Below are 24,843 nucleotides of genomic sequence, written 5' to 3' on the forward strand. Positions count from 1 at the left end.
TGCTCAATCGCCGCAGGGGCTTGAAAAGCAGATCCCGTTGGCCCGGGTCAGGCATTCCAAGGCCAGCGCTGCCGGGCCCGTCGGGCCCGTCGGCGGCGCGTCGGAATCGGCCCATGTCTCCACCGCGACCCGCACCGCCGTCGTCGCCAGGCCGGCGAGGAGGCGTAGGTGCAGGTCAGGGGCGGTTGTCTCGCCCGTGCGGTGTGCGAGGACCGTGAGGAGGGTGGACTCCGAGACGCGGCACGTGTCGCTCCAGACGGCGCGCAGCGCGGGGCTCTCGCCGGTGAGGCGGAGCAGGGCGCGGACCCAGCCGAGGGACGCCGCGTTCGCCGGGTCGGCGCCGGTGAGGGCGCGCTCGACGGCGTGCCGAAGCGCGGCGGGGACCGACAGCTCCGCGGGCGCCTCGCGGACCGCCTCCGCCCACTGGTGGGCTCCGGCGTCGAGGAGCGGCGCGACCGACTCCTCCTTGGTCGCGAAGTAGCGGTAGAAGGTGCGCGGCGCGACGCCCGCCGCCCGCGCGATGTCCTCGGCGCGCGTGGCCCGCAGGCCGTCCCGCGTGAACAGCTCGGCCGCGGCGCGGGCGATGTCCAGGCGCGTGGCGGCCTTGCGTCGCTCCGTCAGTGTCGGGATCGTCACCGCAGTACCTGCCATACGGACATGGTATGCCTCTATGGCACAATCTGCCACTGTCAGGTAATGACCATGCCAAGCGGAGCGAGGCGAGAGCGGTGCGGCGGCGGCAGTTTCTGAGGACGACGGGCCTGGCCGGAGCAGGGGCGGGCGCCCTGGCCCTGACCGGCTGCGGTTCGGGCGACGGGAGCGACGGCGCCGGCGGCGACAAGGTCACGCTCGACCTCCTCGTGTCGAGCTACGACAAGAGCGTCGGCGCCTCCATCGGCGACCAGTGGGACGACGTCGCACGGGCCTTCGAGAAGAAGCACCCGGACATCCACGTCGAGGTGGAGCGCGTCCCGTTCCTCAAGATCGACGCGGTGCTCGCCCGCCGGGTCAAGGACGGCCGCGCGCCCGACATCGCCCAGGGCCACCTCTTCGCCCCGTACGCCGAGGACGGCCTGCTGTACCCGGCCGAGCGGCTCTTCGACGTGCCCACGCAGGCGAACTTCATCCGTTCCTTCGCCGACGCGGGCCGGGTCGACTCCATTCAGTACGGCATCCCGATCCTCGCCAGCACCCCGCGCCTCTTCTACAACACGGGCCTCTTCGAGCGGGCCGGGATCGCGGGCCCGCCCCGCTCCTGGGCCGAACTCCGCGCCGCCGCCCGGGCCTTGAAGACCATCGGCGTGCCCACCCCGTACGCCCTCCAGTTCGGCCCCGAGGCAGCGGAGGACGAACTCCTCGCGTGGCTGCTCTCGGGCGGCGGGGGTTACGCCGACTTCGGCGGCTACGACTTCGGCTCCGCCCAGAACAGGGCGACGCTGACCTGGCTGCGCGACGAACTGGTCAGGCCCGGCCTCGCGGGCGCCGACCCCGGCAGGCTCACCAGGACACAGGCCTACGCCCAGTTCCTCGGGGGCAAGGCCGGCATGATCATCGCCCACCCGGTGCTGCTCGGCGCCGCCGACAAGGCGCGACTGCCGTACGCGCACGCCGCGTTCCCGCTCAAGGACGGCAACGAGGCGGCGCCTCCGGTGGGACTCAACGACTGGATGATGGCGTTCAAGAGCGGCGGCCACGTCACGGAGGCCGGGAAGTTCCTGACGTTCCTGTTCAGCACCGGCTCGGCGAAGACGTACGGGGGCGCGCAGGCCACGCTTCCCGTGACCATGACGGCCTCCGACAAGCTGCGGGCCGACCGCTCGCAGCGGAAGCTGTGGAAGTTCGTCGACCAGATGCCCGACGCGGAGTTCCACCCGGTGGGCCTGCGCTCGTGGCCCAAGGTGCGCTCCGCGGTACGCGAACGGATCGGCGCGGCGGTGGCCCCCGGCGGCAACCCCGCCCAGGTCCTGGAGTCCTTGGACGGGGTCAGCCCCTCCGGCGATTGAGGCGGGGGGCGATCCATCAAGCCCCGAGCCATCAAGCCCCGCCGGCGATTGAGGCGCGGGGCCCGGGGCAGAGCCCCGCGACCGTCACACCAACTCCCGCTCCCCCTCGGGCTCCCGCTCCGCCGACGCCGCACCGTCCTCCACGTCCCCCGAAACAACCTCACCCGCCCCGCCGGAGGCACCCGCCCCGCCGGCGGCCTTCGGCAGAGCGAACATCAGCACGAAGATCCCGACGAGAATCCCCGCCACCCACACCAGCGCGCTGCGGAACCCGTCCACGAACGCCGCGTTGCCGACGCCCTGCGCGAACTTGTCCTCCACCACGTTGAAGAAGACGACGGAGACGAGGCTGAGCCCGAGCGCGTTGCCCATCTGCATCACCGTGTTGATGAGCCCGGACGCCGAACCCGCGTGCTCGCGCGGCACCTCGGACAGCACGGAGTCGGTCAGCGGCGCGACGATCAGGCCCATGCCGAGCCCCATCACGACCAGCGGCAGCGCCATCTGCCAGGAGGCGATGCCGAGTCCGTAGTGCCCGGCCTCGACGATGTAGACGAGGACGCCGACCGCCATCGTGAGCGCGCCCGCCTGCAGCACCTTGCGCCCGAACCGCGGCACCAGCTTCTGCACGGAGATGCCCGCGGCGATCGACACGGCGACCGAGAACGGGACGCCCGTCAGACCGGCCCGCAACGCGCTCCAGCCGAGGCCGAGTTGCATGTACAGCGTCCAGGTCAGGAAGAAGATGCCCATGACGAGACCGAAGACGGTCTGCACGGCGATACCGGCCGCGAAGCTCTTCACCTTGAACAGCGACAGCTCGATCAGCGGCGACCCGTCGCGCCGCGTCTTCGCCCGCTCGTACGCGACGAGTACGCCGACGATCACGACGGACGCCGCCATCATCACGTACCCCCACAGCGGCCAGCCGTTCTCGCGGCCCTGGGTGAGCGGGTAGACGAGCGCCAGCATGGCGAGCGTGACGAGGACGACGCCGACGAGGTCCAGCCTCAGCGCCTTCGGGGCCTTGGACTCGCTGATGACCCGCGAGCCGAGGACGAGGGCGGCGATGCCGACGGGCAGGTTGATGAGGAAGATCGGACGCCATTCGAGGCCGGCGACGTTCCACTCGGTCAGCAGCGCGCCGAGCAGCGGCCCGGTCACCGCTCCCATGCCGACGATCGCGCCGAACAGGCCGAAGACCTTTCCGCGTTCGTGCGCGGGGAACGTCGCGTGCACGATCGACAGCACCTGCGGCACCATCATCGCCGCCATGCCGCCCTGCAGGATCCGCGAGGCGACCAGCATCTCGGGGTTCGCGGCGAAGCCGCACAGCGCGGAGGCGACCGTGAATCCGGCGACCCCGAGCAGGAAGAGCCGCTTGCGGCCGAAGATGTCGCCGAGCCGGCCGCCCGTGATCAGCAGCGCGGCGAAGGCCAGCGCGTAACCGGCGGTGATCCACTGGATCTGCCCGGTCGAGGCGCCCTCGTCGTGCTGAATGGTCGGCAGGGCGACATTGACGATCGTGACGTCGACGAGGTCCATGAAGGCCGCCGTCATCACGATGGCGAGGGCGAACCAGCGCCTGCGGTCCGCCTCCGGCGGGGCTACTGGAGAAGTGGTGCTGCTCGAAGAACTCATGCCGTGAGGCTAGGAGGGATATAGGCCATAAGAGGTCCTAGTTCCCGGGCATGCTGGTCGCATGACGATGACGACAGGCACCTCGACCGCTACGGCGGCGCGGCGATGACCGGGGCGACCGGCGCCCAGACGCCCGTACGGCTGCTGCAGCTGCTGTCTCTTCTGCAGACGCCCCGCGAATGGCCCGGCAGCGAGCTCTGCGAGCGGCTCGGGGTCAGTCGCCGCACGGTGCGGCGGGACGTCGACCGGCTGCGGGACCTGGGGTATCCCGTCCAGGCGACGCAGGGCGCGCTCGGCGGTTACCGGCTCGTCGCGGGCAAGGCGCTGCCGCCGCTCGTGCTCGACGACGAGGAGGCGGTGGCCATCGCGGTGGGCCTGCGGGCCGGCGCGGGTCACGCGGTGGAGGGCATCGAGGAGGCCTCGGTGCGGGCCCTCGCCAAACTCGAACAGGTGCTGCCGTCGCGGCTGCGCCACCGGGTGGCGACGCTCCAGGCAGCCACCATCCCCCTGACCTCGGGCGACGGCGCCACGATCGCGCCGGAGACCCTCACGGTGATCGCCTCGACGGCGGCGGGCAGCGAGCGGCTGCGCTTCACGTACCGGGCGCGCGACACCGCGGAATCGCGCCGCTTGGTGGAGCCGCACCGGCTGGTGTCGACCGGCCGCCGCTGGTACCTGGTCGCCTACGACATCGACCGCGAGGACTGGCGCACCTTCCGCGTCGACCGCATCTCGGACCCGTTCGCCACGGGCGCGCGGTTCGCTCCGCGTGAGGTCCCGGAGGGCGACGCGGCGGAGTACGTACGCCGCGCGGTGTCCTCGTGGGGTGCGGGCACGTCGTACGACCTCGACGTGGAGTTCGAGGCCCCGGCGGAGTCGATCGCGGAACTGATCCCGGCGGCGGTCGGCGTCCCGGAACCACTCACGGAAGACCGCTGCCGCCTACGGGCCACGTCATCGGACCCGGTGCAGTGGACGGCGGTCCGCCTGGCGATGACGGGTTACGACTTCACGGTCCGAGGACCGGACGAACTCATCACAGCAGTACAGGAATTGGGTGGGCGACTCATGCGCTCAAGCGCATCCACAATTTGAGCCCCGCTCTTTGAACGAGAGCCCGCGGGGCCCGGGGCAGAGCCCCGAGACCGCAACCCCGCTGCGGCGCAACAAAGAACCCGGTCAGGCCGCCGCGTCGAACCCCGTGTCCCGCGCCAACTTCTTCAGCTCAAGAAGCGCATGCTTCTCGATCTGCCGGATCCGCTCCCGCGTCAGACCGTGCTCCTTGCCGACCTCCGTGAGCGTCCGCTCGCGCCCGTCCTCGATCCCGTACCGCATCTTGATGATCGACGCGGTGCGCTGGTCGAGCCGGCCGATGAGGTCGTCCAGCTCCTCGCTGCGCAGCAGCGTGAGCACGGACTGCTCCGGCGACACGGCCGACGTGTCCTCCAGCAGGTCGCCGAACTGGGTCTCGCCCTCGTCGTCCACCGACATGTTCAGCGAGACCGGGTCGCGGGCCCAGTCCAGGACGTCGACGACGCGCTCCGGCTTGGCGCCGAGCTCGGCGGCGATCTCCGTGGGCTCCGGCTCGCGGCCGTGCTCGCGGTTGAACTCGCGCTGCACGCGGCGGATCCGGCCCAGCTCCTCGACCAGGTGGACGGGGAGGCGGATGGTGCGGGACTGGTCGGCTATCGAGCGCGTGATGGCCTGGCGGATCCACCACGTCGCGTACGTGGAGAACTTGAAGCCCTTGCGGTAGTCGAACTTCTCGACCGCGCGCACCAGGCCCGCGTTCCCCTCCTGGATCAGGTCGAGCAGGGGCAGACCGGACCTCGGGTAGCGGCGGGCGACCGCCACGACGAGCCGGAGGTTCGACTTGATGAAGATGTCCTTCGCGTTCTCCGACGCCGCGACCAGAGCCTCCAGCTCCTCGCGGGACGCCTCGACCGCGGCCTTGCTGTCGGAGACCGTGCCGTCGAGGATCTGCTGGGCGTAGACGCCCGCCTCGATGGTCTGGGACAGCTCGACTTCCTTGGCGGCGTCGAGCAGCGGTGTGCGCGCGATCTCGTCGAGGTACATGCCGACCAGGTCGCGGTCGGCGATCTCCCCGCCTCCTGCGCGAACACTGCGTGCCGCATCAGTCTCACCAGTGGCGGCGGACTTACGACGGGCTACGGCACGGGTTGCCATGCGTGCTCCCTTGCGGTGGTAGGTCGGCTGTACGCCCCTTCCGGGGCCTTACGGGTGCCCTGCATCCGATGGAATCAACGACTGGAATCCGGACAGAATTCCCAAGCCGCCCATCTTTTTTCTGATCATGCAGTACCCTGTCGCGCCACACCGCGCGAAGAGGGGAGACACGATGGTGTCCGGTTCCACAGAGGTGCAGGTCAGGCCGGGAGTCGAGGACGACCTCAAAGCCCTCACGGACCTCTACAACCACTATGTGCGCGAGACGCCGATCACCTTCGACACGGCCGTCTTCACTCCCGAGGAGCGACGTCCTTGGCTGCTCTCCCACCTTGAAGACGAACGACACCCACTCCTGGTTGCCACTGAGGCCGCCTCTAACCGGATCCTCGGCTACGCCACGGCCAGCGCGTTCCGCCCGAAGGCCGCGTACGACACCTCGGTGGAGGTCACCGTCTACCTCGCGCCCGACGCGGGCGGCCGCGGCGTCGGCACGCTCCTCTACAAGGCGCTCTTCGAGGCCCTCGCCGACCAGGACGTCCACCGCGCCTACGCGGGCATCGCCCAGCCGAACGAGGCATCCGGCCGCCTCCACGCCCGCTTCGGCTTCCGCCACGTGGGGACGTACCGGGAGGTGGGCCGGAAGTTCGGCCGGTACTGGGACGTGGCCTGGTACGAGAAGGAGCTGTGAGCCCGGCGCTCAGCCGAACTGCACCGACCGCTTCGCCAGCCCCATCCAGAACCCGTCGATCACGCTCCGCTGACCCGCGAGATCGCCGAAGGCATCCGCCGCGCCCATCGTCACGAACAGCGGGGCGAAGTGCTCGGTGCGCGGATGCGCGAGCGCGCCCGCCGGGGACTTGTGGGTGAAGTCGAGCAGCCCGTCCACGTCGCCCGCCTCAAGCGCCCGGTGCCCCCAGTCGTCGAACTCGGACGACCACGCCGGGATCCCGCCCTGCCGCAGCGCGGCCAGGTTGTGCGTGAAGAAGCCGGAGCCGACGATCAGCACGCCCTCGTCGCGCAGCGGCGCGAGGCGTCGGCCGATGTCCATGAGCCGGGCCGGGTCGAGCGTCGGCATGGAGATCTGGAGGACGGGGATGTCGGCGTCCGGGTACATCTCGACGAGCGGGACGTACGCGCCGTGGTCGAGCCCGCGGTCCGGCACGTCCTGGACGGGGATGCCGGGGCCGCGCAGCAGCTTGCGCACGGAGTCGGCGAGTCCGGGCGCGCCCGGCGCCGCGTACGTCACCTCGTAGTAGTGCTCGGGAAAGCCCCAGAAGTCGTACACGAGCGGCACGGTCTCGGTGGCGCCGAGGGCCAGCGGCGCGTTCTCCCAGTGCGCGGAGACCATCAGGATCGCCCGGGGGCGCGGGAGGTCGGCCGACCACTCGGCGAGCTGGCCGGGCCACAGGGCGTCGTCGGCGAGCGGCGGGGCACCGTGGGAGAGGTACAGCGCGGGCATGCGCTCCAGTACGGACACGACGACCTCCTTGAAGTTTCAAGTTCACTCGCCCACTAATGTAAGCGTTGTTTGTTTAATATTCAAGAAGAGGGTCTACGATGGAAGGCATGGAGCCGCAGAACAATGCAGAGACCCCGTGGCTGGCGGATGACGAGCAGCGCACCTGGCGCGCGTACCTCCATGCCACCACGCTCCTCGAGGACCACCTCGACCGGCAACTCCAGCGCGACGCGAAGATGCCGCACATCTACTTCGGTCTCCTGGTGCGACTGAGCGAGGCGCCCCGGCGCCGGCTGCGGATGACCGAGCTGGCGCGGGAAACGAAGATCACCCGCTCCCGGCTCTCGCACGCCGTCGCGCGCCTGGAGAAGAGCGGGTGGGTGCGGCGCGAGGACTGCCCCTCCGACAAGCGAGGCCAGTTCGCGATCCTCACGGACGAGGGCCTCGAAGTCCTGAAGAAGACCGCGCCCGGACACGTCGAGACCGTCCGCCAGGCGCTCTTCGCGCGGCTCACCCCCGAACAGCAGAAGTCCCTCGGCGAGATCATGATGATCGTCGCCGAGGGACTTCAGCCGAAGGACGCCGGGGCGGACCTCCCCTGGCTCCGCTAGCGCCCCACCGGGGTCAGTGCGCGACCACCGGCACCAGCACCTCGTCCTCCGCGCCCTCCGTGTCGCCGGAGGCCGCGGGCGAACCCGTGCCCGGAACACCCGTGTTGACGAGCGTGAAGGCGATCAGGGAAGCGACGGCGAGGATGCCGACGGCCCACCAGATGGCGTGGGTGTAGCCGCTGACCATGGCCTGCGCCTGGAGCAGCTGCCGGCTGGTGGCTCCGGCCGCGTGGTCCGCGACGTACGCGGTGGTGGCCGAGGCCGCGATCGTGTTCAACAGGGCCGTGCCGATGGCGCCGCCGACCTGCTGCGAGGTGTTGACCATCGCGGAGGCGACGCCCGCGTCACGGGGCTCCACGCCGAGCGTGGCGAGCGACATGGCGGGCATGAACGCCGTACCCATGCCGAGGCCGAGCAGCAGTTCGGCGGGCAGGATCAGACCTGCGTACGAGGAGTCGACGGACAGCTGGGTCAGCATCAGCATGCCGAGCGCCGCGACCAGGAAGCCGGGGCCCATCAGCAGGCGCGGGCGGACCCGCGTCATCAGGCGGGCGCCGATCTGCGTGGAGCCCGTGATCATGCCGACGATCATCGGCAGGAACGCGAACCCGGTCTTCACCGGGGAGAAGCCCTGCACGACCTGGAGGTAGTAGGTCAGGAAGAGGAACAGGCCGAACATGCCGATCACGGCGAGACCGAGCGAGGCGTAGACACCGCCGCGGTTGCGGTCGGCGATCACCCGCAGCGGCAGCAGCGGGTGCTTCACCCGGGCCTCGACGGCGACGAAGGCGAACAGCAGCACGGCCGCGGCGATGAACATGCCGATGGTGGTCGCGTCGGACCAGCCGTTGGTCTCGGCGCGCGTGAAGCCGTAGACGAGCGAGACCAGGCCGAGCGTGGAGAGCAGCACGCCGGGGATGTCGAGCGGCGAGCGGTTGCGCGAACCGGCCGGCTCACGGATGACGAAGTACGCACCGGCGGCGGCGACGATCGCGAACGGGATGTTCACGAAGAACGTCCAGCGCCAGTTCAGGTACTCGGTGAGGAAGCCGCCGAGGATCAGGCCGACGGCGCCACCGCCACCGGCGATCGCACCGTAGATGCCGAACGCCTTCGCGCGCTCCTTGGCGTCGGTGAACATGACGGCGAGCAGGGACAGGGCGGCGGGCGCGAGCAGCGCGCCGAACAGGCCCTGGAGCGCACGGGCGCCGAACATCATGGCCTCGTTGGCCGCCGCGCCGCCGAGCGCGGAGGCGAGGGCGAAGCCGATCAGGCCGGTGACGAAGGTGCGCTTGCGGCCCCAGAGGTCCGCGATGCGTCCGCCGAAGAGCAGCAGACCGCCGAAGGCGAGCGCGTAGGCCGTGATGACCCACTGCTTGTTGCCGTCGGATATGCCGAGGTCCTGCTGTGCGGCGGGCAGGGCGATGTTCACGATGGTGGCGTCGAGGACCACCATCAGCTGGGCGAGCGCGATGAAGGCGAGCGCCTTCCAGCGCCTCGAATCGGGTGCCGTTTCCGGCAAGGGGGTACCCACAGCGGGACTCCAAGTCGTGAATAAGCGTGAGAAATCGGGTCGTTACGAAGCTGAGCGTGGTTCTGCAAAGAAGTGGAGAGGCGCCCGGACCGTCAGTCCTGGCGGAGGTCCTCCAAGGTCGCGGGCTCGCCCGGGAGTTCCGAGCGGGCGGGTGCCATCAGGCCGTCGAGGAAAAGCTGCAGGTGACGGTGGACGTACCGGTCGAAGTCCATACAGCCGGTGCCGGGCAGCGGCCGGGTGAGCTGGGAGAGGGCGACCATCAGATCGCCGACGCCGACGTCGGGCCGCAGTTCACCGGCCGTACGGGCCCGTTCGGTGAGCTGCTCGACGGCGTCGGTGAGCCGCTCGCGGGAGGCGACCAGATCCGGGTGGTCCTTGTCGAAGGTGGCGTTGAGCATCGGGCACAGGGCGCCGATCCGCTCCTCGGCCGCGGCGTGCACGAAGGTGCGCAGCGCGCCGAACGGGGTCGTCTCGCCGGCGTCCTCGGCGGCGAGTCCGCACTCCGCGTGCTCGGTGATGGTGTCGGTGACCGTGAGGACCACGTGGTGCATCAGCTCGCCGCGGTCCTTGAAGTTCCGGTACAGCGTCGCGTTGCCGACGCCGGCGCGGCGGGCGACCTCGTCGAGCGGGAGGACCGGACCGTGCTCCACGAGCAGCTCGCGCGCGGCGGCGACGATCCGCTCGCGGTTGCGCACGGCGTCGGCCCGCGGGCGCGGGACGCGGCGCTGTGGCTGCGGCTTCTCGGTCGCGGTGGTCACGGAGGGCTCCTTCACGGTCCGGGTGTTTCGGGTGTACTGGCCGCACGGTCTTCGGATGAAGTGGGGAGCTGGTCCCCGTTTCGTGCGGACACGGGTCTAAACGGGGAGAGCGTCCCCGGTTATTTCCCGGCCTTCATGTGACCTGCCTCACACGCCTCCGACCTCGGAAACCCACGATCGGCGCACCCAGCGAGCGGCCCGCCGGACCTCACCACAGGGTGATCGAAAGGGACCCGAGCGTGAGGCGGTGCGGATGCGGATGCGTCGGATACGCAAGGGCCGGCGGGGGGCGCTGCTCGCCGTGAGCACGGCGGTGGCGCTCACCGTGACGATGACCGCGAGCACCGGCAGGCTCCTCGACGACTCGACGACCGCCGCGGGGCCCGTCGCCGTCTCGCGCACGACCTCCCTCTCCCCCTGCATGATCCGCGGCTCGTTCGGCGTCCAGATGTCGGAGGGCCTGCCCACCGCCCCCGGCTACGCCCGGTCCACCGGCACCGTGCGCGCCCTCAACCTCATGGTCGACTTCCCGGACGCGCCCGGGCAGGGCTCCGCGAAGGACCGGTTCCGCGAGTTCTTCCCGCAGACCCAGGACTGGTTCCGCACCGGCTCGTACGGGAAGCTCGACTACGTTCCCGAGGCCCCGGTCGACCACTGGCTGCGGATGCCCAAGCCGTTCACCGCGTACGGGATAGACCGCGGCGCCCCCTTCGACCCCGGCTACCGCAAGCTCGCCGACGACATCGCGGCGGCGGCCGACCCCGAGGTGGACTTCCGGCGGTACGACCTGGTGAACATCCTGGTCACCCCGAACGCGGGGCCCTCGGCCCTGGACACCGTCCTGTCGGTGACGTTCGCCGGCAACCACGAGGCGCCGGTCGCGGACGGGGTGCCGCTCTCCAACGCGTCGTTCGTGTACTCCCGGCAGGACGACGGGTCGGGGTCGTACGCGAAGACCGGGTACCGGGTGCTGCCGCACGAGAACGGGCACGTGTTCGGGCTGCCGGACCTGTACACGCAGGACGGCGGTGGGGCCGCCGGGCACTGGGACATCATGAGCGAGGACTGGGGGGCCGGGAACGATCTGCTGGGCTGGCACAAGTGGAAGCTCGGGTGGCTCGACGACAGCCAGGTCGGCTGCGCCGCGCAGCCCGGTACGACGGAGTACCGGCTGTCTCCACTGGCCCGTAACGACGGCCGGTCGAAGCTGGTGTTCGTGCCGCTGACCAAGAAGACGGGGTACGCGATCGAGGTGCGTACGCAGGAGGGCAACGACGAGGCGGTGTGCCGGTCCGGGGTCCTGGTCTACAAGGTCGACGCGGACGTGGACACGGGCCAGGGGCCGGTCAAGGTCGAGGACGCGACACCGGACAGCGGCGGCTGCACGCACCAGCCCAACGTCCACGCGGAACTGTCCGACGCGGCGTACCAGTCGGGCGAGGTCTTCCGGGACAAGTCGTCGGGTGTACGGGTGACGGTCGGCGGGATCACGTCCACCGGCGACTACCAGGTGTACGTCACCCGTAAGTAGCCCCGGTGGGCCGCCCCTGCGCCACGGGCTCCGCCCATGCGCGCTGAACCGTCCCCACGCCACGGGGCTCCGCCCACACGCCGGACCGTCCCCACGCCACGGGGCTCCGCCCCGGACCCCGCGCCTCAATCGCCGGCGGGGCTTCAAATGCCCACCCGTCCCAGGGCCTTGATCCGCCCCCTGCCCGCCGGGGCTCGACTCGCCCCACCACCGGCTGCCGCCGCCCATCTCCCACCCACCCGCCCCCTCAGGGGCGTAGGCCCCACGGGGTTCTGCCCTCTCCGGGCAACCTGCCGCAGGCCCGCCTCCCCTTGACGGTCGACCGCCACCCAGCCACGCGTGAGTCACCGTGTGCCGGGCCCCCACCCCGACGAACCTCCACGGTCAGGTCACCGCGAACACGCCTTCGCTTGCCCGAAGGTCGACCGCCACCCCGCCTCGGGCGAGCGACCGCAACCACGCCTCCCGCCCAATTCCCCACCCGCCCGCTCCCTCCAGGGGCGTAGGCCCCACGGGGTACCGCAACGGTTACGGCCAGCCGCCACACCGGCTCCCCACTCGTCGCAGTCGACCGCATCCGACCTCGGCAATCTGCCGCGCTACGACTCCCCCACCCGCCGCGGTCGACCGCACCCGCCTTCGGCAATCCGCCGTCGGAACGGCTCCCCACCCGTGGCGCTGGGCCGCAACCACCTTCGGCAAACTGCTGCCACCACGCCTCCCCACCCATCACGCTCGACCGCAACCACCTTCAGCAATCCGCCACCACGCCCCCCACCCATTGCGCTGGGCCGCAACCGCCTTGGGCAATCTGCCGCCTTGGGCGGCAGGGTGGGCAAGGCGGCCCCCGGTGCCGCGCACCCATCACGACAGGCGCCGACCCCGGCATAAGCACCGCCCCCGGCGCCGCGCATCCAAAACCGCCGCCCCGACCCCGGCACAGCAACCGAACCCCGGACGGACCGAAGCCCCCGGAGGGGGCGGGCGGGTGGGAGATGACCCGGCCCCGGCGCAGCCCGAGCTAGGCCCGGGCCCGCGCAACCAAAACGAAAGGCGTCCCCGACCCGACCTGCCCCGGCCCACCCGGAGAGGAGCACCGCACCCCGCCCCACCCTCACCTCGACGTCAACGCCTCCCGCAGATCCCGCTTCAGGATCTTGCCCGTCGCGTTCCGGGGAAGTTCCGTCTCCTGGAGGAACACATGCGCCGGAACCTTGAACGCCGCCAAGGACTTCGCCGCGAAGTCGCGGATGTCGTCCGGCCCGGCCACCGAGCCGGGCCGCACACGGAGCACCGCCGCCACCTCCTCGCCAAGCACCTCGTGCGGCACACCCACGACCGCCGCCTCCAGAACGTCCGGGTGATCGTGGAGAACCGCCTCCACCTCGACACAGTGGACGTTCTCGCCACCCCGGATCACCAAATCCTTGATCCGGTCGACGACACTGACCCGCCCCTCCGAGCGCACCGCCAGGTCCCCCGTCCGGAACCACCCGTCCGCCGTGAACGCCGCCCCGGTGGCCTCCGGCGCGTTCCAGTACCCCCGGATCAACGGCTGCCCGCGCAGGCACAGTTCGCCCACCTCACCGTCGGCCACCTCCTCCCCCACGGGGTCCGCGATCCGTACCTCGACGGCCGGCGCCGGACGGCCCACGCTGCCCGGCCAACTCCGGTACTCCTCACCCGCGTTGGAGAGCACCCCGCCGAGCGTCTCGGTGAGCCCGTACCCGTTGCGGGGCTCGATGCGCTCGCCGTAGCGGTCGGTGAGGCGGGCCACGATGCCGGGCGGGGCCGCGGCGCCGCCCGTGCTGAACCCCGTAAGGGAGGGGAGTTCGTCGCCCAGTTCCGATGCGCGTTCCAGGAGTTGGAGGGCCGTCGCCGGGACGCCGCCGAAGCTGGTGACGCCGTGTTCGCGGATCATGGCGAGCGCCGTGTCCGGGTCCCATTTGCGCAGCACCACGATCGTGCCGCCCACCCCCATCGCCGCGTAGAACCCGGTGAACGCCGCCACGTGGAAGAAGGGGAAGGTCAGCAGGCCGATGGGGGCCGGTCCCTGGCCGGGCATGACACCACGGGCAAGCGCCGTGCGCGCGGCGGCGTACCGAGGGCCCGTGACGGCGCCCATGTGGGCGTGGTGGGTCGCGACCGCACCCTTGGGGCGCCCCGTCGTACCGGAGGTGTAGAGGATCGTGGCGTCCGCGGACGGGTCGATGTCCACGTCGGGCGGGCCGAGTTGGGGATCGGGCTCGGGGAGGTCCGCGTATCGCTCCACCCGCTCGCCGCTCGCCTCCCGCCCTTCCTCGTGGCAGACCAGGGTCCACGGCCGGGAGCCCGCCGCGTCGAGCCACGGCCGGACCCGTTCCCAGCGCTCCCCGTCGACGACCAGCACCCCCGGCCCGCAGTCGTCGAGGGCGTACGCGAACTCGTCGGGGGTCCACCACGCGTTCAGCGGCACCGCCACCAGGCCGGCCAACTGCGCCGCCCAGAAGGCGACCTGCCACTCCGGGTGGTTGCGCATCGCGATGACGGCGCGGTCGCCCGGCCGCAGCCCGTAGCCGCCCGCACTCTCGTCGGCACAGAAGCGGCGGGCCAGCGCGCACGCCGCCGCGAAGAACTCCCCGTAGGTCATGCGCCCGGTCTCGGAGACGACGAAGGGCGTGTCACCGAACGCCCACGTCGTCTCGGCGAACTCGCGCAGCGTACGGGGCCCGTCGGCATAGGAAAGGCGCCCGTCCTCGCCTCGTACGACGGCGAAGGGGGCGCCCGGAGCGGTCAGCAGCGCTTCCACGGAATCCACGGCATCAGCGTCCATGAACGGACGGTACGTCCGGCGGCCCGACCCACGTCAAGGTACGTGCACCGGCCAACGGCCCCGTACGGCACAGCAGGCGGTGCACGTAGCCCCGTACAGCACGACGGGCGGCGCCCGTGGACCTCTCCACGCACACCGCCCGCCTTCCTACTGGACCGCCCCGCTAGACCTCGGCCTTCGCATGCTCCGCCACCCTCTTACGGGTCAGGAACCAGCCGATCACCAGGCCGACCACGATCAGCGGGGAGCAGTACACCGAGATCGCCGAGTCGCCGCCACCGACGACCATCAGGACCACGACCGCGACCAGGAAGACGATGGTCAGCCAGCTCGTGAACGGCGCGCCCGGCAGCCGGAACGACGGCCGCTCCAGCTCGCCGCGCAGCGCCTTCCTGCGCAGCACCATCTGGCAAATCATGATCATGACCCAGGTGCCGATCATGGTGATCGCGGAGAAGTTGATGACGATCGCGAACGCCCGCTCGGGCACGATGTAGTTGAGGATGATGCCCGCGATGTAGCAGGTCGCGGTCAGCAGCACGCCACCGTAGGGCACGCCCTTCTTGCTCATCTTCGTTGTGAACGCGGGCGCCGAGCCCGCGAGGCCCATCGAGCGCAGCACGCGGCCGGTCGAGTAGAGGCCGGAGTTGCAGCTGGACAGCGCCGCCGTGAGGATCACGAAGTTCATGATGCCGCTGATGCCGGGCACGCCCAGCTTGCCGAGCAGCGTCACGAACGGGGACTCCCCCGCCTTGTACGCGCTCCAGGGCAGGAGGAGGACGAGCAGCAGCACGGACCCGACGTAGAACAGCACGATGCGCCACGACACGGAGTTGATGGCGCGCGGGATCACCTTGCGCGGGTTCTCCGTCTCGCCGGAGGCGATGCCGACCATCTCGATCGCGGCGTACGCGAAGACGACGCCCTGGATCAGGACGATCGCGGGGAGCAGTCCGTTGGGCAGCATGCCGCCGTTGTCGGTGATCAGCTGCGGGCCCGTGCTGTGGCCGTCGACGGGGTGGCGGCTCGCGAGCAGCCAGCAGCCGATGCCGAGGAAGCCGAGGATCGCGGCGACCTTGATGATCGAGAACCAGAACTCGAACTCGCCGAACCAGCGCACCGAGATCAGGTTCGCGCCGAGCACCACGAGGAGCGCCACGAGCGCGAGCGTCCACTGGGGTATGTCGCGGAACATGGCCCAGTAGTGCAGATACATCGCCACCGCGGTGATCTCCGCGATGCCGCTGCACACCCAGTGCAGGAAGTAGACCCAGCCCGCCGTGTACGCGGCCTTCTCGCCGAGGAACTCACGCGAGTACGAGACGAACGAGCCCGACGTGGGCCGGTGCATCACCAGCTCGCCCATGGCGCGCGTGATGAAGAAGGCGAACAGACCGGTGATGGCGAAGATGACCACCAGGGACGGGCCCGCGGTGTGCAGCCGCTCCCCCGCGCCGAGGAAGAGACCGGTGCCGATGGCGCCACCGATCGCGATCATCTGGACCTGACGATTGCGCAGGCCGGCCGCGTAACCCCCCTCACGGATGGCTCCGGCCGTGGCCTTGCCGCCCGTGGTCACACTGCTCTCGGTCGCAGCCGTAGAGGCCTGCGCGGGCCGAGCCTCGGACTCGGCTTGTGCTGTGTGCTCCATGGTTCTCCGACGTACGTGCAAAACGGCATGCCGCACACACGCGAGCACCCACGAATGCGAACGCGGGCAGGCGTGTGCGGCGTACCTGTTGGACAGGACTGGTCCGCCGGATTCGGCGAACTACGAGATCGGAACGGATCCCGGTGGAGTGTGCCGCGGGCGGACCACGCGACGACACGCCACCTTAAACCGTTCGCGGGGGCAACTAATCCACGAGTCCGAGCAGCGAACCGGCGTACTGGGCACCGGACTCGGCGAGCACCTCGTCGAGCGACTGCGCGGACCGGACCGGCGCGAAGGTCACCTTGTCCGCTTCTGCCCCGTTCTCCGGCAGGACATATCCGTACACAGCGGGACGGGGAAGGCTGTTGTAGTGGAAATGCGTCGAGAAGTAGTACGCGCCGGTGTCGTACAGCGCGACGAGATCGCCGGGCTCCAGTTCGGGCAGCTCACGGCCGCGCGCCACGAGGTCGCCCGCGAAGCAGCAGGGCCCGGCCACGTCCTGCACCATCTCCCTCGTCGTCTTCGCCCGGCCCTCGGCGTCGTACGCCCCGACCCGCAGCGGCCACGACTCCGGCACGAAGACGGTACGGGTCGCCACCTGCGCGCCCGCGTGCGTCACCGCGATCCGGCGGCCGCCTGACGTCTTGGTGTACTCGACGTGCGCGGCGATGAACCCCTGCTTGGCGAGGAGCGAGCGCCCGAACTCGGTGACGAGCGTGTACCGCCCGTCGAAGAGGCCGGGGACGGTCTCCCGCAGGATCCGCGCGTACTCCTCGAAGCCGGGCGTGATGTCGTCCGACTCGAAGTTCACGGGCAGCCCGCCGCCGATGTCGAGGGTGTCGATCTGCTGCCGCCCGACGTGCGCGTTGATCTTCTCGGCCAGGTCGTACGCGGCCCGTACGCCCTCGGCCATCAGCTCCAGGGCGACGCCCTGCGAACCGGTGTGGGTGTGAAGCCGGGTCATCCACGGCCGCGCCTTGTACGCGCCGAGGACCCACTGCTCCGCGCCCTCGTCGCGCAGCGCGACGCCGAACTTGGAGGTGGCGGTCGCGGTGCTCATCGCGCCGATCGAACCGCTGCCGACCTGCGGGTTCACCCGCAGCCCCACGGGCGAGGTGCTGCGGTTCGCCGCGACGAGCGCGTCGATCCGGGCCAGCTCCTGCGGGTTGTCGGCGTTCACGGCGATACCGGCCGCCAGCGCCTCGCGCAGTTCCCCGACCGTCTTGGCGGGCGAGTCGAAGACGATCCGCTCGGCCGGCACCCCGGCCGCCCGCGCGAGCGCCAGCTCACCGGGGCTCGCGACCTCGGCGCCGATGCCCTCCTCGTTCAGGAGCGCGAGCACGGGGACGAGCGAGGACGCCTTCACCGCGAAGGTGTGCCGCGCGTCGACGCCCTCGAACGCCGCCTTGAGCGCACGCGCCGCCTCCCGGACCCCGGCCACGTCGAGCAGCCCGAGCACGGGGGCGTCGGGTCCTACGAGCCCCTGCTCGACGGCGGCGCGCAGGGCGGCGTCGCGGCGGGCGGCGGAGGCGGGGGGCTGCGGCATCAGGGGGTGTCCTGCCTTCTGCTTCGTATTGCTTCGTATTGCTTCGTACGGGTTGCTTCGTACGGGGTGGTGCTCGGGGCACTCGTCACTGTGCAGCGCGGCGGGGCGGCGTGTCTGCGTGCGGCGGCACGAAGTACGGGGCGGGGTGATGGTGCGGGCGCACAACGAGCGGCCTGCGGGGCGGCGCGCGTAGTGCCTGTGTACGACGGTGGGCGGGTGGACATGGTGGCGGCGCACTACGTGGGGTGCCCTCACGGCAGCGGGATCAGCCCGGCCCGCCGCAGCCCGAGCTCGACGACGAGCCGTACGTCGGGGTCCGCCAGGTCGAAGCCGCCCAGCTCGCGGGCCCTGCGCAGCCGGTAGCGCAAGGTGTTCGCGTGGATCCCCAGGTACCGGGCGGTGGCCCCGGCGTCCCCGAAGAACGCCAGATGCGCGGCCACGGTGCGCGGCAGATCCGTCCCGTGCCGCTCGTCGTGCGCGAGGAGCGCCGCCACGGCGTCCCCGACGGAGGGCACCTGCGCGGCGACGGCGTCCGACACCCGCAGCGCGTCCAGGGCGAACCGCACGTCGCCGGCGCCCGCCACCTCGGGCTCCCCGCGCTCGCACAGCACCCGCAGCACCTCGCCGGCCCCCGCGCGGGATTCCGCCGCGTCCTTCAGGGCACCGACGACCGGGCCGACCGCGACGAGGGGCTTGCCCCCGGCGCCGCGCAGGACGGCGGCGAGATCCCGGGCGAGCCGCTCGGCGGCGTCGGGCCGGGGGTCACTGAGCAACACGTCGAACCGGTCACCTTCGATTCCGGCCCCGCCTTCACTTCCGACCCCTCCGGGACCTGCATTGCCAGCCGCTCCGGGGCCTGCATTTCCGGCCCCGCCGGAGTCTGGATTTCCACCACCGCCGGAGCTTGCATTCCCAGCCCCGCCGGAACCTGCATTCCCAGCCCCGCCGGAACCTGCATTCCCAGCCCCGCCGGAACCTGCATTCCCAGCCCCGCCGGAACCTGCATTCCCAGCCCCGCCGGAGTCTGCATTTCCAGCCCCTCCGGCGTTTGAGGAGCGGGGTCCGGGGCGGAGCCCCGAGACCGGGCCACGGGGTGCCGCCCCATACGCCGGAGCCAGGCCCCCCTCCACCCGATACGCAAACGCCGGCGAGCCATGCGCAGCAACTCGCAACGCCGCCGCCCGCAACGCCCTCTCCCGCACCTCCGGCACCCCGGCCCCGACCACACCGGAAAGCACCACGCACGGCCGCCCGGGATCAACCCCCAGCGCGGCCCCCGCGGCGACCACATCCGGCGCCCGCTCCTCGAACAACGCCCGCACCGCGTGCCGCCGACGCCCCTCCGCGGACCGGGACCGCAACCGGTGATGCAGCAGATGCGGCACCGCGATCGTCGCGGCCTGCCGCAACGCGTCCCGCGCCCCCTCCGGCAACGGCTCCCCGTCGGCGGCGGCCCACAACGAACCCAGCACTTCCTCGCCCGCACGCACGGCGACCGCGAGCCGCTCGGGAAACCGCCCATCGGCAGGCCGATGCACGACGTCCCCCGCCCACAGCGCGGCCAGGAACCCGCTCTCCGCGAGCTCGGCGACCCGCCACCGCGGCACACGGCGACCGAGAATGGTCAGCCGCCGCAGCGGATCGGCGGTGTCGGCGGTCGGCGAGTACGCCAGCACGTTGGACTCGGGGTCCTCGATGGTGATCGCGCCCCCGACGAGCGCGGCGAGCGCGGAGGCGAGAGCCGGCAGATCCCCCAGCCCCACGTCGACGCCGGGCTCCGGCACCCGCGCCCCACCCGCCGCGAGCGCGGCCCGCAGCAGCCCGATCAGCTCGCCCCAGTCCACCCACGGGGCACGGGCGAGCAGCGCGGTGGACACGCCATCGGCCACTTCCCCGAGCAACGGCGAGACCCCTTCGGCCCCGCGCCGCACGACCAGGGCCGCAGCCCCCGCCCGATCGGCCGCCCGCAACACTTCAGCGGCAGCGGGATCGGACGTATCAACCCCCACGGCAATCAGCACCCGCCCACGCTCCTGCAGGCTCTCCCCGGCGTCGAACACCCCGACCCCGCCCACGGCGACGTCCGTCCCGCACGGCGCCCGTACGACCTGCACGACGTCCTGCCCCACGACCTCGACGACCTGCGCCAACGTGGGTCCGCCACCCGCCGCGGGCCTCTCCGACTGCTCCATGCCCCCAGTCTCACCGATCACGAAACCGGCACCACTGTGACGTACAAGTCACCGCAAACACCCCACTTGTGAGCAACAGCACCCACCACTCACCGCCAATGGGCCGCCCTCGCGCCTACGTTGGACGGATGTCCCCTCTTGCCCGGGTGAGCGAGGCGTACGGTCCGCGCTTCGCCGAATTCGCCTTCGAGCCCGCCTTCCTGGCCGCGGTCGACCAGCACGTGGCGGAGGTCCGCGACCGCCTGGAAGCCGGTTCGGCCGCGCTGCACCCGCCGGCCCCCGACGCCGAGGCCCTCGGCGACTACGCGCTCGGCTTCCTCGACGCGCTCAGCGAGAACGGCTGGCTCGAACCCGTGGGACACGACTACGCGGTGTGCCGCCTCACCGCCATCAGCTGGCTGGTGAGACGGCACGACCTGCTCGACCTGGTGTAGGCGGCTACTGGTTGTCGAACCTCTCCCGCTCCTGAACGGGCTGATTGGTCAGGGCATCCTCACGCCCCGCCTGATAAGCACCGGCACCACCGGCACTCCCCTTCGCCTTGGCGGTCTCCTCCTCGGCCATGTTCAGCCACCGCTCCCAGCGCTGCTTCATCGGTCCGATGAGCCCGCCGCCGACGCCGACGATCAGGATTCCGGCGGCCGCCGCGAGCGCGGCGATCAGCACCGGCTGCGTGACGGTCGTGGCGATCCCCGCCTGCCCGAGCGCGGCAATCGCACCGAGCACGACGATGCAGGCCCACACGATGGTGCCGACGGTCTTCCCGTACGAGACGGAGGACAGGGCGTTGGTGACGATGTCACGCACCAGGTTGGCGACGGCCATGGCCACGACGATCAGGACGACCGCGACGATGCCGCGCGGCAGCCAGGCGACGATGCCGTTGATCATGTCGGACACGGGGTTGTCGCCGAAGACCCCGAAGCCGAGCTGGAGCACGATCAGCATCAGGGCGACGTAGACGACCTTGCAGAGGATGGCGGTCGTGTCGTACTTCGACCCCTCGAGCATCTTCGCCGAGCCGGCCCGCTCGGCGAGCTTCTCCGACCCGATCTTCCTGAGGCCCCTGTCGAGGAGCTTGGTGATCATCTTGGCCACGAACCAGCCGATGACCATGACGACGAGGAAGCCGAGGAACTTCGGAACGAACTCGGCGACCTTCGACCACGCGTCGTTCAGCCCTTGAGTGAAGTCGACGGCGAGCGTGTCGGCGCCGGTCGGCGTACTGAGATTCTGGATCATGAGTGGTACCTCCACCCAGTGGGGCCGGGCGCCGCGAATCCGCACCCGACGAGACGTGTCCCCCTCGTTTTCCTGTGTCCCTCCGGCTTAACAGCCCCAGCCGCCCCCGGCCGCCCCACATCCCCCATTGGCGTGACCCACCCCGCGCCCCGGCCCACCCCACGCCCCGAACCCGATCCGCTACGCTGTTCACGCGCCTTCGTAGCTCAGGGGATAGAGCACCGCTCTCCTAAAGCGGGTGTCGCAGGTTCGAATCCTGCCGGGGGCACAGCATTAAGGGCCAGTTCAGAGGGGTTATCTCCTCGAACTGGCCCTTCGCTTTGATCACGGCCGTGCCACACCCGTGCCAGAACGCCTACGAATCGGTGTCGTCGCGCGCCTTCCGGATCATCGAGCCGAGCCGGTCGGCGATCTCCCGGTCACGCCCGTCGACCATGTGCTGATAGATCAACGCGGCCCGCGAGGTGCTGTGCCCCATCCTGGTCATCAGCTCCCGCAGACTCGCACCGGACGCGGCGAGCGTGTTCCCGGTGTGCCGGAGATCGTGGAAGTGGGCATCCACGGTGACGCCCGCCTCCTTCTTGGCCTTGATCCAGTCATCCCGGAAGTTGCTCCGCCGGAGCTGCCCGCCCTGGGGCCCACGGAAGACATGGCCGTCACGACCAGGACCCGCGTAGGCGTCGAGGTGCACCTTCACGTCCGACAGGAGTTCCGTCGGGAAGGCCACAGGCCGGACACCGGCTTCGGACTTGGGTGCCTTGTCGACGAGCGCCCCGTTCTGCATCTCTGCCTGCGACCGCCGAACCATGAGCGTGGCGTTGTCCGGGTCGATATCCCGTCGGCGCAGCGAGGCCAGCTCCCCGAAGCGCAGGCCAGCGAAGGCCGCGAGGAGGACGAGCAGCCGGTAGCGCGGCGCGATGGCGTCGGCGACGGCGTAGACCTCAGCCACAGTGAGGACGGGACGCTCCGGCACGTCGTAGCGGTCGGCGCCCTTGACCCGGCATGGGTTGCGCCGGATCAGCTCGTCGTCCACGGCCGTATTCAGGATCGCCCGCATGATCTGGTACGCCTTGACCACGGTCGGCTCCCCGGTCCGCTCAAGGCAGGCTGTACGCCATGCCCGGACTTGAGTCGTCGTGATCGAGGACAACGGCCGCTCACCGAAGGTGGGCAGCAGGTGCAGCCGGATCACCGACTCGTGACGCTCGCGGGACCGAGCAGCGAGCTTGCGATCCTTGAGCCATGCCATGGCGTACTCGCCGAAGTGCACCTTGCCCGCATCGGGATCGGCCCACTGACCACGGGTGATGTCCGCCTCAATGTGGGTCAGCGCGACCTCGGCGTCCGTCTTGGTCCCGTAGGTCTCCTCTGCGCTGCGGAGCTGCCCGGTGACCGGATCACGGTAACGAACCTGCCAGCGGCCGGACTTGAGCTGTCGGACCGTGCCGAACCGGCGGCGCCTGCCCTTGCTGTTCGCCATCAGGCAGCCCTCCCATAGGCGCCACGCCGGATTTTCACGGGCTCGACCGTGTGAGCGTCGATGAACTCGCGAACGGCGCTCTCGGCAATGCGGACGTGGCGTCCGACCTTCACGTACGCGATGCGGCGTTCCTCGATCAGGCGCCGGGGGAAACGGACGGTGGTGCCGAGGATCTCGGCGACCTGGTCGACGCTGAGGTAGCGGTCGTTCATGGTCTACTCCCCTTCTTCCTGGGTCGAGTTGGCGTATTCCTCGCGGGACAGTTGGCGGTTCTGCTCGATGTCGCGGCGGATGTTGGCCGCGAGCCAGGACTCGCCGGGGGTGTGGCCGTGGCCGGCATAAGTCCAGTGGGCGAGCGTCAGCGTGGTCCCCTCGTCGATCTCGTCGGGGTCGGGCAGGCCGAGCGCGGCGCGGTGCTGGGCGGCGCGGTAGTCGGCGCGGACCTGGCGCAGGGCACCGAGGGTGGTCGAGTAGCGGCGGGACTTGGTGGAGAAGTGGCCGCGGAAGCCGAGCATGTGGGCCCAGTCGCGCAGCTTGCGGTCCGGGTACGCGTGGTGGAGGTCGAGGCAGGCCTCGATGAGGCGGCGCGGGTGCTCGGGCACGTCCAGGAGGAGCAGGGCTTCCTTGTTGCCGACGCGGCGGTCCACGGTTCCCGTCGTCTCGGCCGCCTTGGTCGCGTACTTGGCGACGTACGAGGCGACCGCCGCCTCGGTGATCTCGGAGCCGTCGCCGAAGGCCTTGATGGTCTGGACGTCGAGGCGGTCGCCCCAGCACAGGACGCGGGCCGGGTGGTCGCCGGAGGCGTCCAGGTCGACGCGGACGCGAGCAGCCGCAGCACGGATCGCGTCGGTGAGCAGGTCGACGGTGGCCCAGTGCGGCGGCGGGGAGTCCGGGCCTTCGGGGCCGTCGAAGCGGATCACGGCGTGGAAGTGGATGGCGCCGCGCTTTTGGTACTCGGCGACCTTGCCGAAGGAGAGCCGGGACTGTTCCTTGGCCGCCTTCTGGGTCAGGCCCGCGCGGGCGGCGATCTCTCGGCGCAGGTAGATCGTGAAGTAGCGCCACAGCTCGGAGGCGTGGTTGTTCCACAGCACCGCGCCCGCGTAGTCGTAGGTGGCCGGGTCGAGCGGGGTGCCCAACTCGGGTGCTTCCTCGGGGTGTCGGGTGCCGCAGCGGCAGGGCCGGGTGCCGGGCCGGTTGTGGACCGGGCCGAAGGACGGCGCGGTCAGCGTGGCGAAGACGCGGGGGTGTTCGCGGACCGTGGGCGGGGTGCCCTTGGCCGGGTCGCCGACGAGGCCCGCACGGATCAGGTGGTAGGTGTCGCCCGCGTACGTCCAGGCACACGAGGGGCAGCGCGAGGCGCGGCGGTTGCCGCAGGCGATCCGGAGCTTGCCGCCGGGCTCGGTGTCGGTCGAGTACGAGTAGAGGGCCTGGCCGGTGGCGCGGTCGCGGGTGACCGTCGATCCCTGGAGGTGGATCGGGTCCGAGCAGCCACCGGTACGGCGGATCTGGTCTTGAATGCGGTCGAAGCCCGGGGACCCGGCCACCCTCAGCACGTCAGCGAGGGTGGCCGGGTCCAGGCCCGCCACGGTGGCGGTGTCGGTCATGCGCTCACCGTCCGGCGTGGGCGAGGAGCGCGGCCGGGGCGGTGGTGCGGCCAAGGCCCTTGCAGGTGCGGCAGGTGACCTTGATGACGTGCAGGTGTCCGGCGTGGTCGCGGCCGAGGCCGGAGGATACGGCAACGGTCGGGAAGCCGTCGCAGTCTCGGCAGACGCGCGAGCGGGCAGGGGTGTGCTGGGCCATGATGAGACTTCCCTTTCGGGTCCGTGGGATCTGGAGGGGTGGAGCCGTCCGGGGCGGCGGAGACTTGGCGGTTGAGGCCGCCCCGGAGGGCGTTACTTGCGCTCTTGGTTCATGAGCGAGCGGACGACCAGCGCGACGATCGCGAGCGATCCGGCGGTGATGGCGACCGCGAGGAGCATGGAGACGAGCACGGTCCCGACCACGAGGACCGCAGCCGAGCCGCCGCCGACGAGGAGCGCCAGCGAACCGGGCGTGAGTTGCACGGTCGGCCGCGTGGAGGCGGCCGGGGCGGGCGCGGGGGCCTGGTGGTGCTCGACGATGGCGCCGCTGAGCGGGATGGTCTGGCCGGTCGGCTGGTCGTTGACCGGGATCTTCGGCGTGAGCATGAGT

At 71.0% G+C, this 24,843-nt stretch carries 22 protein-coding genes and 1 tRNA gene; 7 read left to right on the forward strand and 16 right to left on the reverse strand.

The window, feature by feature from the left end:
• Nucleotides 1-3: 3 nt before the first annotated feature.
• Entirely contained in the window at nt 4-651 is a 648-nt protein-coding gene (locus ACZ7L4_RS37155; protein WP_472109461.1) for a TetR/AcrR family transcriptional regulator, read from the reverse strand.
• Nucleotides 652-728: 77 nt separating this feature from the next.
• Between ACZ7L4_RS37155 and ACZ7L4_RS37160 the strand changes: the two genes are divergently transcribed.
• On the forward strand, nt 729-2,003 hold the full coding sequence (locus ACZ7L4_RS37160) for an extracellular solute-binding protein (protein ID WP_472109462.1): 1,275 nt from the start codon (nt 729-731) through the stop codon (nt 2,001-2,003).
• Between the two features lie 84 nt (nt 2,004-2,087).
• Here the strand turns inward: ACZ7L4_RS37160 and ACZ7L4_RS37165 are convergent, their stop codons facing one another.
• A complete protein-coding gene (locus ACZ7L4_RS37165) occupies nt 2,088-3,644 on the reverse strand; it encodes an MFS transporter (RefSeq protein ID WP_472109463.1) in 1,557 nt (518 codons plus the stop codon).
• A 105-nt stretch (nt 3,645-3,749) separates the two neighbouring features.
• Between ACZ7L4_RS37165 and ACZ7L4_RS37170 the strand changes: the two genes are divergently transcribed.
• Nucleotides 3,750-4,739: a helix-turn-helix transcriptional regulator gene (locus ACZ7L4_RS37170; protein WP_472109464.1), complete on the forward strand. Its 990-nt coding sequence runs from the start codon at nt 3,750-3,752 to the stop codon at nt 4,737-4,739.
• A gap of 84 nt (nt 4,740-4,823) precedes the next feature.
• Here the strand turns inward: ACZ7L4_RS37170 and ACZ7L4_RS37175 are convergent, their stop codons facing one another.
• The gene (locus tag ACZ7L4_RS37175; RefSeq protein ID WP_399237769.1) at nt 4,824-5,831 is read right to left on the reverse strand and encodes a sigma-70 family RNA polymerase sigma factor; all 1,008 of its coding nucleotides are present in this window, start codon (nt 5,829-5,831) and stop codon (nt 4,824-4,826) included.
• Nucleotides 5,832-6,003: 172 nt separating this feature from the next.
• On the opposite strand from ACZ7L4_RS37175, the gene ACZ7L4_RS37180 reads away from it, so the two are divergent.
• On the forward strand, nt 6,004-6,522 hold the full coding sequence (locus ACZ7L4_RS37180) for a GNAT family N-acetyltransferase (RefSeq protein ID WP_472109465.1): 519 nt from the start codon (nt 6,004-6,006) through the stop codon (nt 6,520-6,522).
• 9 nt (nt 6,523-6,531) lie between these two features.
• Here the strand turns inward: ACZ7L4_RS37180 and ACZ7L4_RS37185 are convergent, their stop codons facing one another.
• Nucleotides 6,532-7,293 (reverse strand): dioxygenase family protein, encoded by a 762-nt coding sequence (locus tag ACZ7L4_RS37185; RefSeq protein WP_472109534.1) that lies wholly within the window; start codon nt 7,291-7,293, stop codon nt 6,532-6,534.
• A gap of 107 nt (nt 7,294-7,400) precedes the next feature.
• Here ACZ7L4_RS37185 and ACZ7L4_RS37190 point away from each other — a divergent pair, with 107 nt between their 5' ends.
• Nucleotides 7,401-7,904: a MarR family winged helix-turn-helix transcriptional regulator gene (locus tag ACZ7L4_RS37190; protein ID WP_472109466.1), complete on the forward strand. Its 504-nt coding sequence runs from the start codon at nt 7,401-7,403 to the stop codon at nt 7,902-7,904.
• Between the two features lie 13 nt (nt 7,905-7,917).
• Here the strand turns inward: ACZ7L4_RS37190 and ACZ7L4_RS37195 are convergent, their stop codons facing one another.
• Nucleotides 7,918-9,426 (reverse strand): MFS transporter, encoded by a 1,509-nt coding sequence (locus ACZ7L4_RS37195; protein ID WP_472109467.1) that lies wholly within the window; start codon nt 9,424-9,426, stop codon nt 7,918-7,920.
• Nucleotides 9,427-9,530: 104 nt separating this feature from the next.
• Complete coding sequence (locus tag ACZ7L4_RS37200; RefSeq protein WP_472109468.1) at nt 9,531-10,196, reverse strand: TetR/AcrR family transcriptional regulator; 666 nt, start codon at nt 10,194-10,196, stop codon at nt 9,531-9,533.
• 259 nt (nt 10,197-10,455) lie between these two features.
• On the opposite strand from ACZ7L4_RS37200, the gene ACZ7L4_RS37205 reads away from it, so the two are divergent.
• Nucleotides 10,456-11,727: a M6 family metalloprotease domain-containing protein gene (locus ACZ7L4_RS37205; protein WP_472109469.1), complete on the forward strand. Its 1,272-nt coding sequence runs from the start codon at nt 10,456-10,458 to the stop codon at nt 11,725-11,727.
• 1,114 nt (nt 11,728-12,841) lie between these two features.
• On the opposite strand, the gene ACZ7L4_RS37210 is transcribed toward ACZ7L4_RS37205, so the two are convergent.
• The 4 genes from ACZ7L4_RS37210 to ACZ7L4_RS37225 form a co-directional block, all read right to left on the reverse strand.
• Entirely contained in the window at nt 12,842-14,539 is a 1,698-nt protein-coding gene (locus ACZ7L4_RS37210; RefSeq protein WP_472109470.1) for a class I adenylate-forming enzyme family protein, read from the reverse strand.
• Between the two features lie 163 nt (nt 14,540-14,702).
• Nucleotides 14,703-16,190 (reverse strand): amino acid permease, encoded by a 1,488-nt coding sequence (locus ACZ7L4_RS37215; RefSeq protein WP_472109471.1) that lies wholly within the window; start codon nt 16,188-16,190, stop codon nt 14,703-14,705.
• A 205-nt stretch (nt 16,191-16,395) separates the two neighbouring features.
• A complete protein-coding gene (locus ACZ7L4_RS37220; protein WP_472109472.1) occupies nt 16,396-17,739 on the reverse strand; it encodes a diaminopimelate decarboxylase in 1,344 nt (447 codons plus the stop codon).
• A 251-nt stretch (nt 17,740-17,990) separates the two neighbouring features.
• Complete coding sequence (locus ACZ7L4_RS37225) at nt 17,991-19,931, reverse strand: PucR family transcriptional regulator (RefSeq protein ID WP_472109473.1); 1,941 nt, start codon at nt 19,929-19,931, stop codon at nt 17,991-17,993.
• A 128-nt stretch (nt 19,932-20,059) separates the two neighbouring features.
• Here ACZ7L4_RS37225 and ACZ7L4_RS37230 point away from each other — a divergent pair, with 128 nt between their 5' ends.
• Nucleotides 20,060-20,365 (forward strand): DUF6401 family natural product biosynthesis protein, encoded by a 306-nt coding sequence (locus ACZ7L4_RS37230; RefSeq protein WP_422476510.1) that lies wholly within the window; start codon nt 20,060-20,062, stop codon nt 20,363-20,365.
• 4 nt (nt 20,366-20,369) lie between these two features.
• Here ACZ7L4_RS37230 and ACZ7L4_RS37235 read toward each other — a convergent pair whose 3' ends face one another.
• Nucleotides 20,370-21,173, reverse strand: coding sequence for a mechanosensitive ion channel family protein (locus ACZ7L4_RS37235; protein ID WP_472109474.1), 804 nt, complete (start codon nt 21,171-21,173; stop codon nt 20,370-20,372).
• A 195-nt stretch (nt 21,174-21,368) separates the two neighbouring features.
• On the opposite strand from ACZ7L4_RS37235, the gene ACZ7L4_RS37240 reads away from it, so the two are divergent.
• Nucleotides 21,369-21,441, forward strand: a tRNA-Arg gene (locus ACZ7L4_RS37240).
• Nucleotides 21,442-21,528: 87 nt separating this feature from the next.
• Here the strand turns inward: ACZ7L4_RS37240 and ACZ7L4_RS37245 are convergent.
• From ACZ7L4_RS37245 to ACZ7L4_RS37265, 5 genes are all read right to left on the reverse strand, one after another.
• Complete coding sequence (locus ACZ7L4_RS37245; RefSeq protein WP_472109475.1) at nt 21,529-22,653, reverse strand: tyrosine-type recombinase/integrase; 1,125 nt, start codon at nt 22,651-22,653, stop codon at nt 21,529-21,531.
• Nucleotides 22,653-22,865, reverse strand: coding sequence for an excisionase family DNA-binding protein (locus ACZ7L4_RS37250; RefSeq protein WP_472109476.1), 213 nt, complete (start codon nt 22,863-22,865; stop codon nt 22,653-22,655). The genes ACZ7L4_RS37245 and ACZ7L4_RS37250 overlap by 1 nt, the downstream gene beginning before the upstream one ends.
• 3 nt (nt 22,866-22,868) lie before the next feature.
• On the reverse strand, nt 22,869-24,257 hold the full coding sequence (repSA, locus tag ACZ7L4_RS37255) for a replication initiator protein RepSA (RefSeq protein ID WP_472109477.1): 1,389 nt from the start codon (nt 24,255-24,257) through the stop codon (nt 22,869-22,871).
• A gap of 4 nt (nt 24,258-24,261) precedes the next feature.
• Nucleotides 24,262-24,453: a hypothetical protein gene (locus ACZ7L4_RS37260; RefSeq protein ID WP_472109478.1), complete on the reverse strand. Its 192-nt coding sequence runs from the start codon at nt 24,451-24,453 to the stop codon at nt 24,262-24,264.
• A 92-nt stretch (nt 24,454-24,545) separates the two neighbouring features.
• The gene (locus ACZ7L4_RS37265; protein WP_472109479.1) at nt 24,546-24,839 is read right to left on the reverse strand and encodes a SpdD-like protein; all 294 of its coding nucleotides are present in this window, start codon (nt 24,837-24,839) and stop codon (nt 24,546-24,548) included.
• Between the last annotated feature and the right edge of the window lie 4 nt (nt 24,840-24,843).

Source organism: Streptomyces sp. NPDC107575 (assembly GCF_055657265.1).

Excerpts from the sequence above, each read along its gene's own strand:
- ACZ7L4_RS37170 (WP_472109464.1), top strand. The coding sequence starts at position 3,750 with ATGACCGGGGCGACCGGCGCCCAGACGCCCGTACGGCTGCTGCAGCTG.
- ACZ7L4_RS37265 (WP_472109479.1), bottom strand. The coding sequence starts at position 24,839 with ATGCTCACGCCGAAGATCCCGGTCAACGACCAGCCGACCGGCCAGACC.
- ACZ7L4_RS37165 (WP_472109463.1), bottom strand. The coding sequence starts at position 3,644 with ATGAGTTCTTCGAGCAGCACCACTTCTCCAGTAGCCCCGCCGGAGGCG.
- ACZ7L4_RS37175 (WP_399237769.1), bottom strand. The coding sequence starts at position 5,831 with ATGGCAACCCGTGCCGTAGCCCGTCGTAAGTCCGCCGCCACTGGTGAG.
- ACZ7L4_RS37210 (WP_472109470.1), bottom strand. The coding sequence starts at position 14,539 with ATGGACGCTGATGCCGTGGATTCCGTGGAAGCGCTGCTGACCGCTCCG.
- ACZ7L4_RS37220 (WP_472109472.1), bottom strand. The coding sequence starts at position 17,739 with ATGCCGCAGCCCCCCGCCTCCGCCGCCCGCCGCGACGCCGCCCTGCGC.
- ACZ7L4_RS37235 (WP_472109474.1), bottom strand. The coding sequence starts at position 21,173 with ATGATCCAGAATCTCAGTACGCCGACCGGCGCCGACACGCTCGCCGTC.
- ACZ7L4_RS37155 (WP_472109461.1), bottom strand. The coding sequence starts at position 651 with ATGGCAGGTACTGCGGTGACGATCCCGACACTGACGGAGCGACGCAAG.
- ACZ7L4_RS37250 (WP_472109476.1), bottom strand. The coding sequence starts at position 22,865 with ATGAACGACCGCTACCTCAGCGTCGACCAGGTCGCCGAGATCCTCGGC.
- ACZ7L4_RS37225 (WP_472109473.1), bottom strand. The coding sequence starts at position 19,931 with ATGGAGCAGTCGGAGAGGCCCGCGGCGGGTGGCGGACCCACGTTGGCG.
- ACZ7L4_RS37245 (WP_472109475.1), bottom strand. The coding sequence starts at position 22,653 with ATGGCGAACAGCAAGGGCAGGCGCCGCCGGTTCGGCACGGTCCGACAG.
- ACZ7L4_RS37180 (WP_472109465.1), top strand. The coding sequence starts at position 6,004 with ATGGTGTCCGGTTCCACAGAGGTGCAGGTCAGGCCGGGAGTCGAGGAC.
- ACZ7L4_RS37185 (WP_472109534.1), bottom strand. The coding sequence starts at position 7,293 with ATGCCCGCGCTGTACCTCTCCCACGGTGCCCCGCCGCTCGCCGACGAC.
- ACZ7L4_RS37205 (WP_472109469.1), top strand. The coding sequence starts at position 10,456 with ATGCGTCGGATACGCAAGGGCCGGCGGGGGGCGCTGCTCGCCGTGAGC.
- ACZ7L4_RS37260 (WP_472109478.1), bottom strand. The coding sequence starts at position 24,453 with ATGGCCCAGCACACCCCTGCCCGCTCGCGCGTCTGCCGAGACTGCGAC.
- repSA (WP_472109477.1), bottom strand. The coding sequence starts at position 24,257 with ATGACCGACACCGCCACCGTGGCGGGCCTGGACCCGGCCACCCTCGCT.
- ACZ7L4_RS37230 (WP_422476510.1), top strand. The coding sequence starts at position 20,060 with ATGTCCCCTCTTGCCCGGGTGAGCGAGGCGTACGGTCCGCGCTTCGCC.
- ACZ7L4_RS37215 (WP_472109471.1), bottom strand. The coding sequence starts at position 16,190 with ATGGAGCACACAGCACAAGCCGAGTCCGAGGCTCGGCCCGCGCAGGCC.
- ACZ7L4_RS37190 (WP_472109466.1), top strand. The coding sequence starts at position 7,401 with ATGGAGCCGCAGAACAATGCAGAGACCCCGTGGCTGGCGGATGACGAG.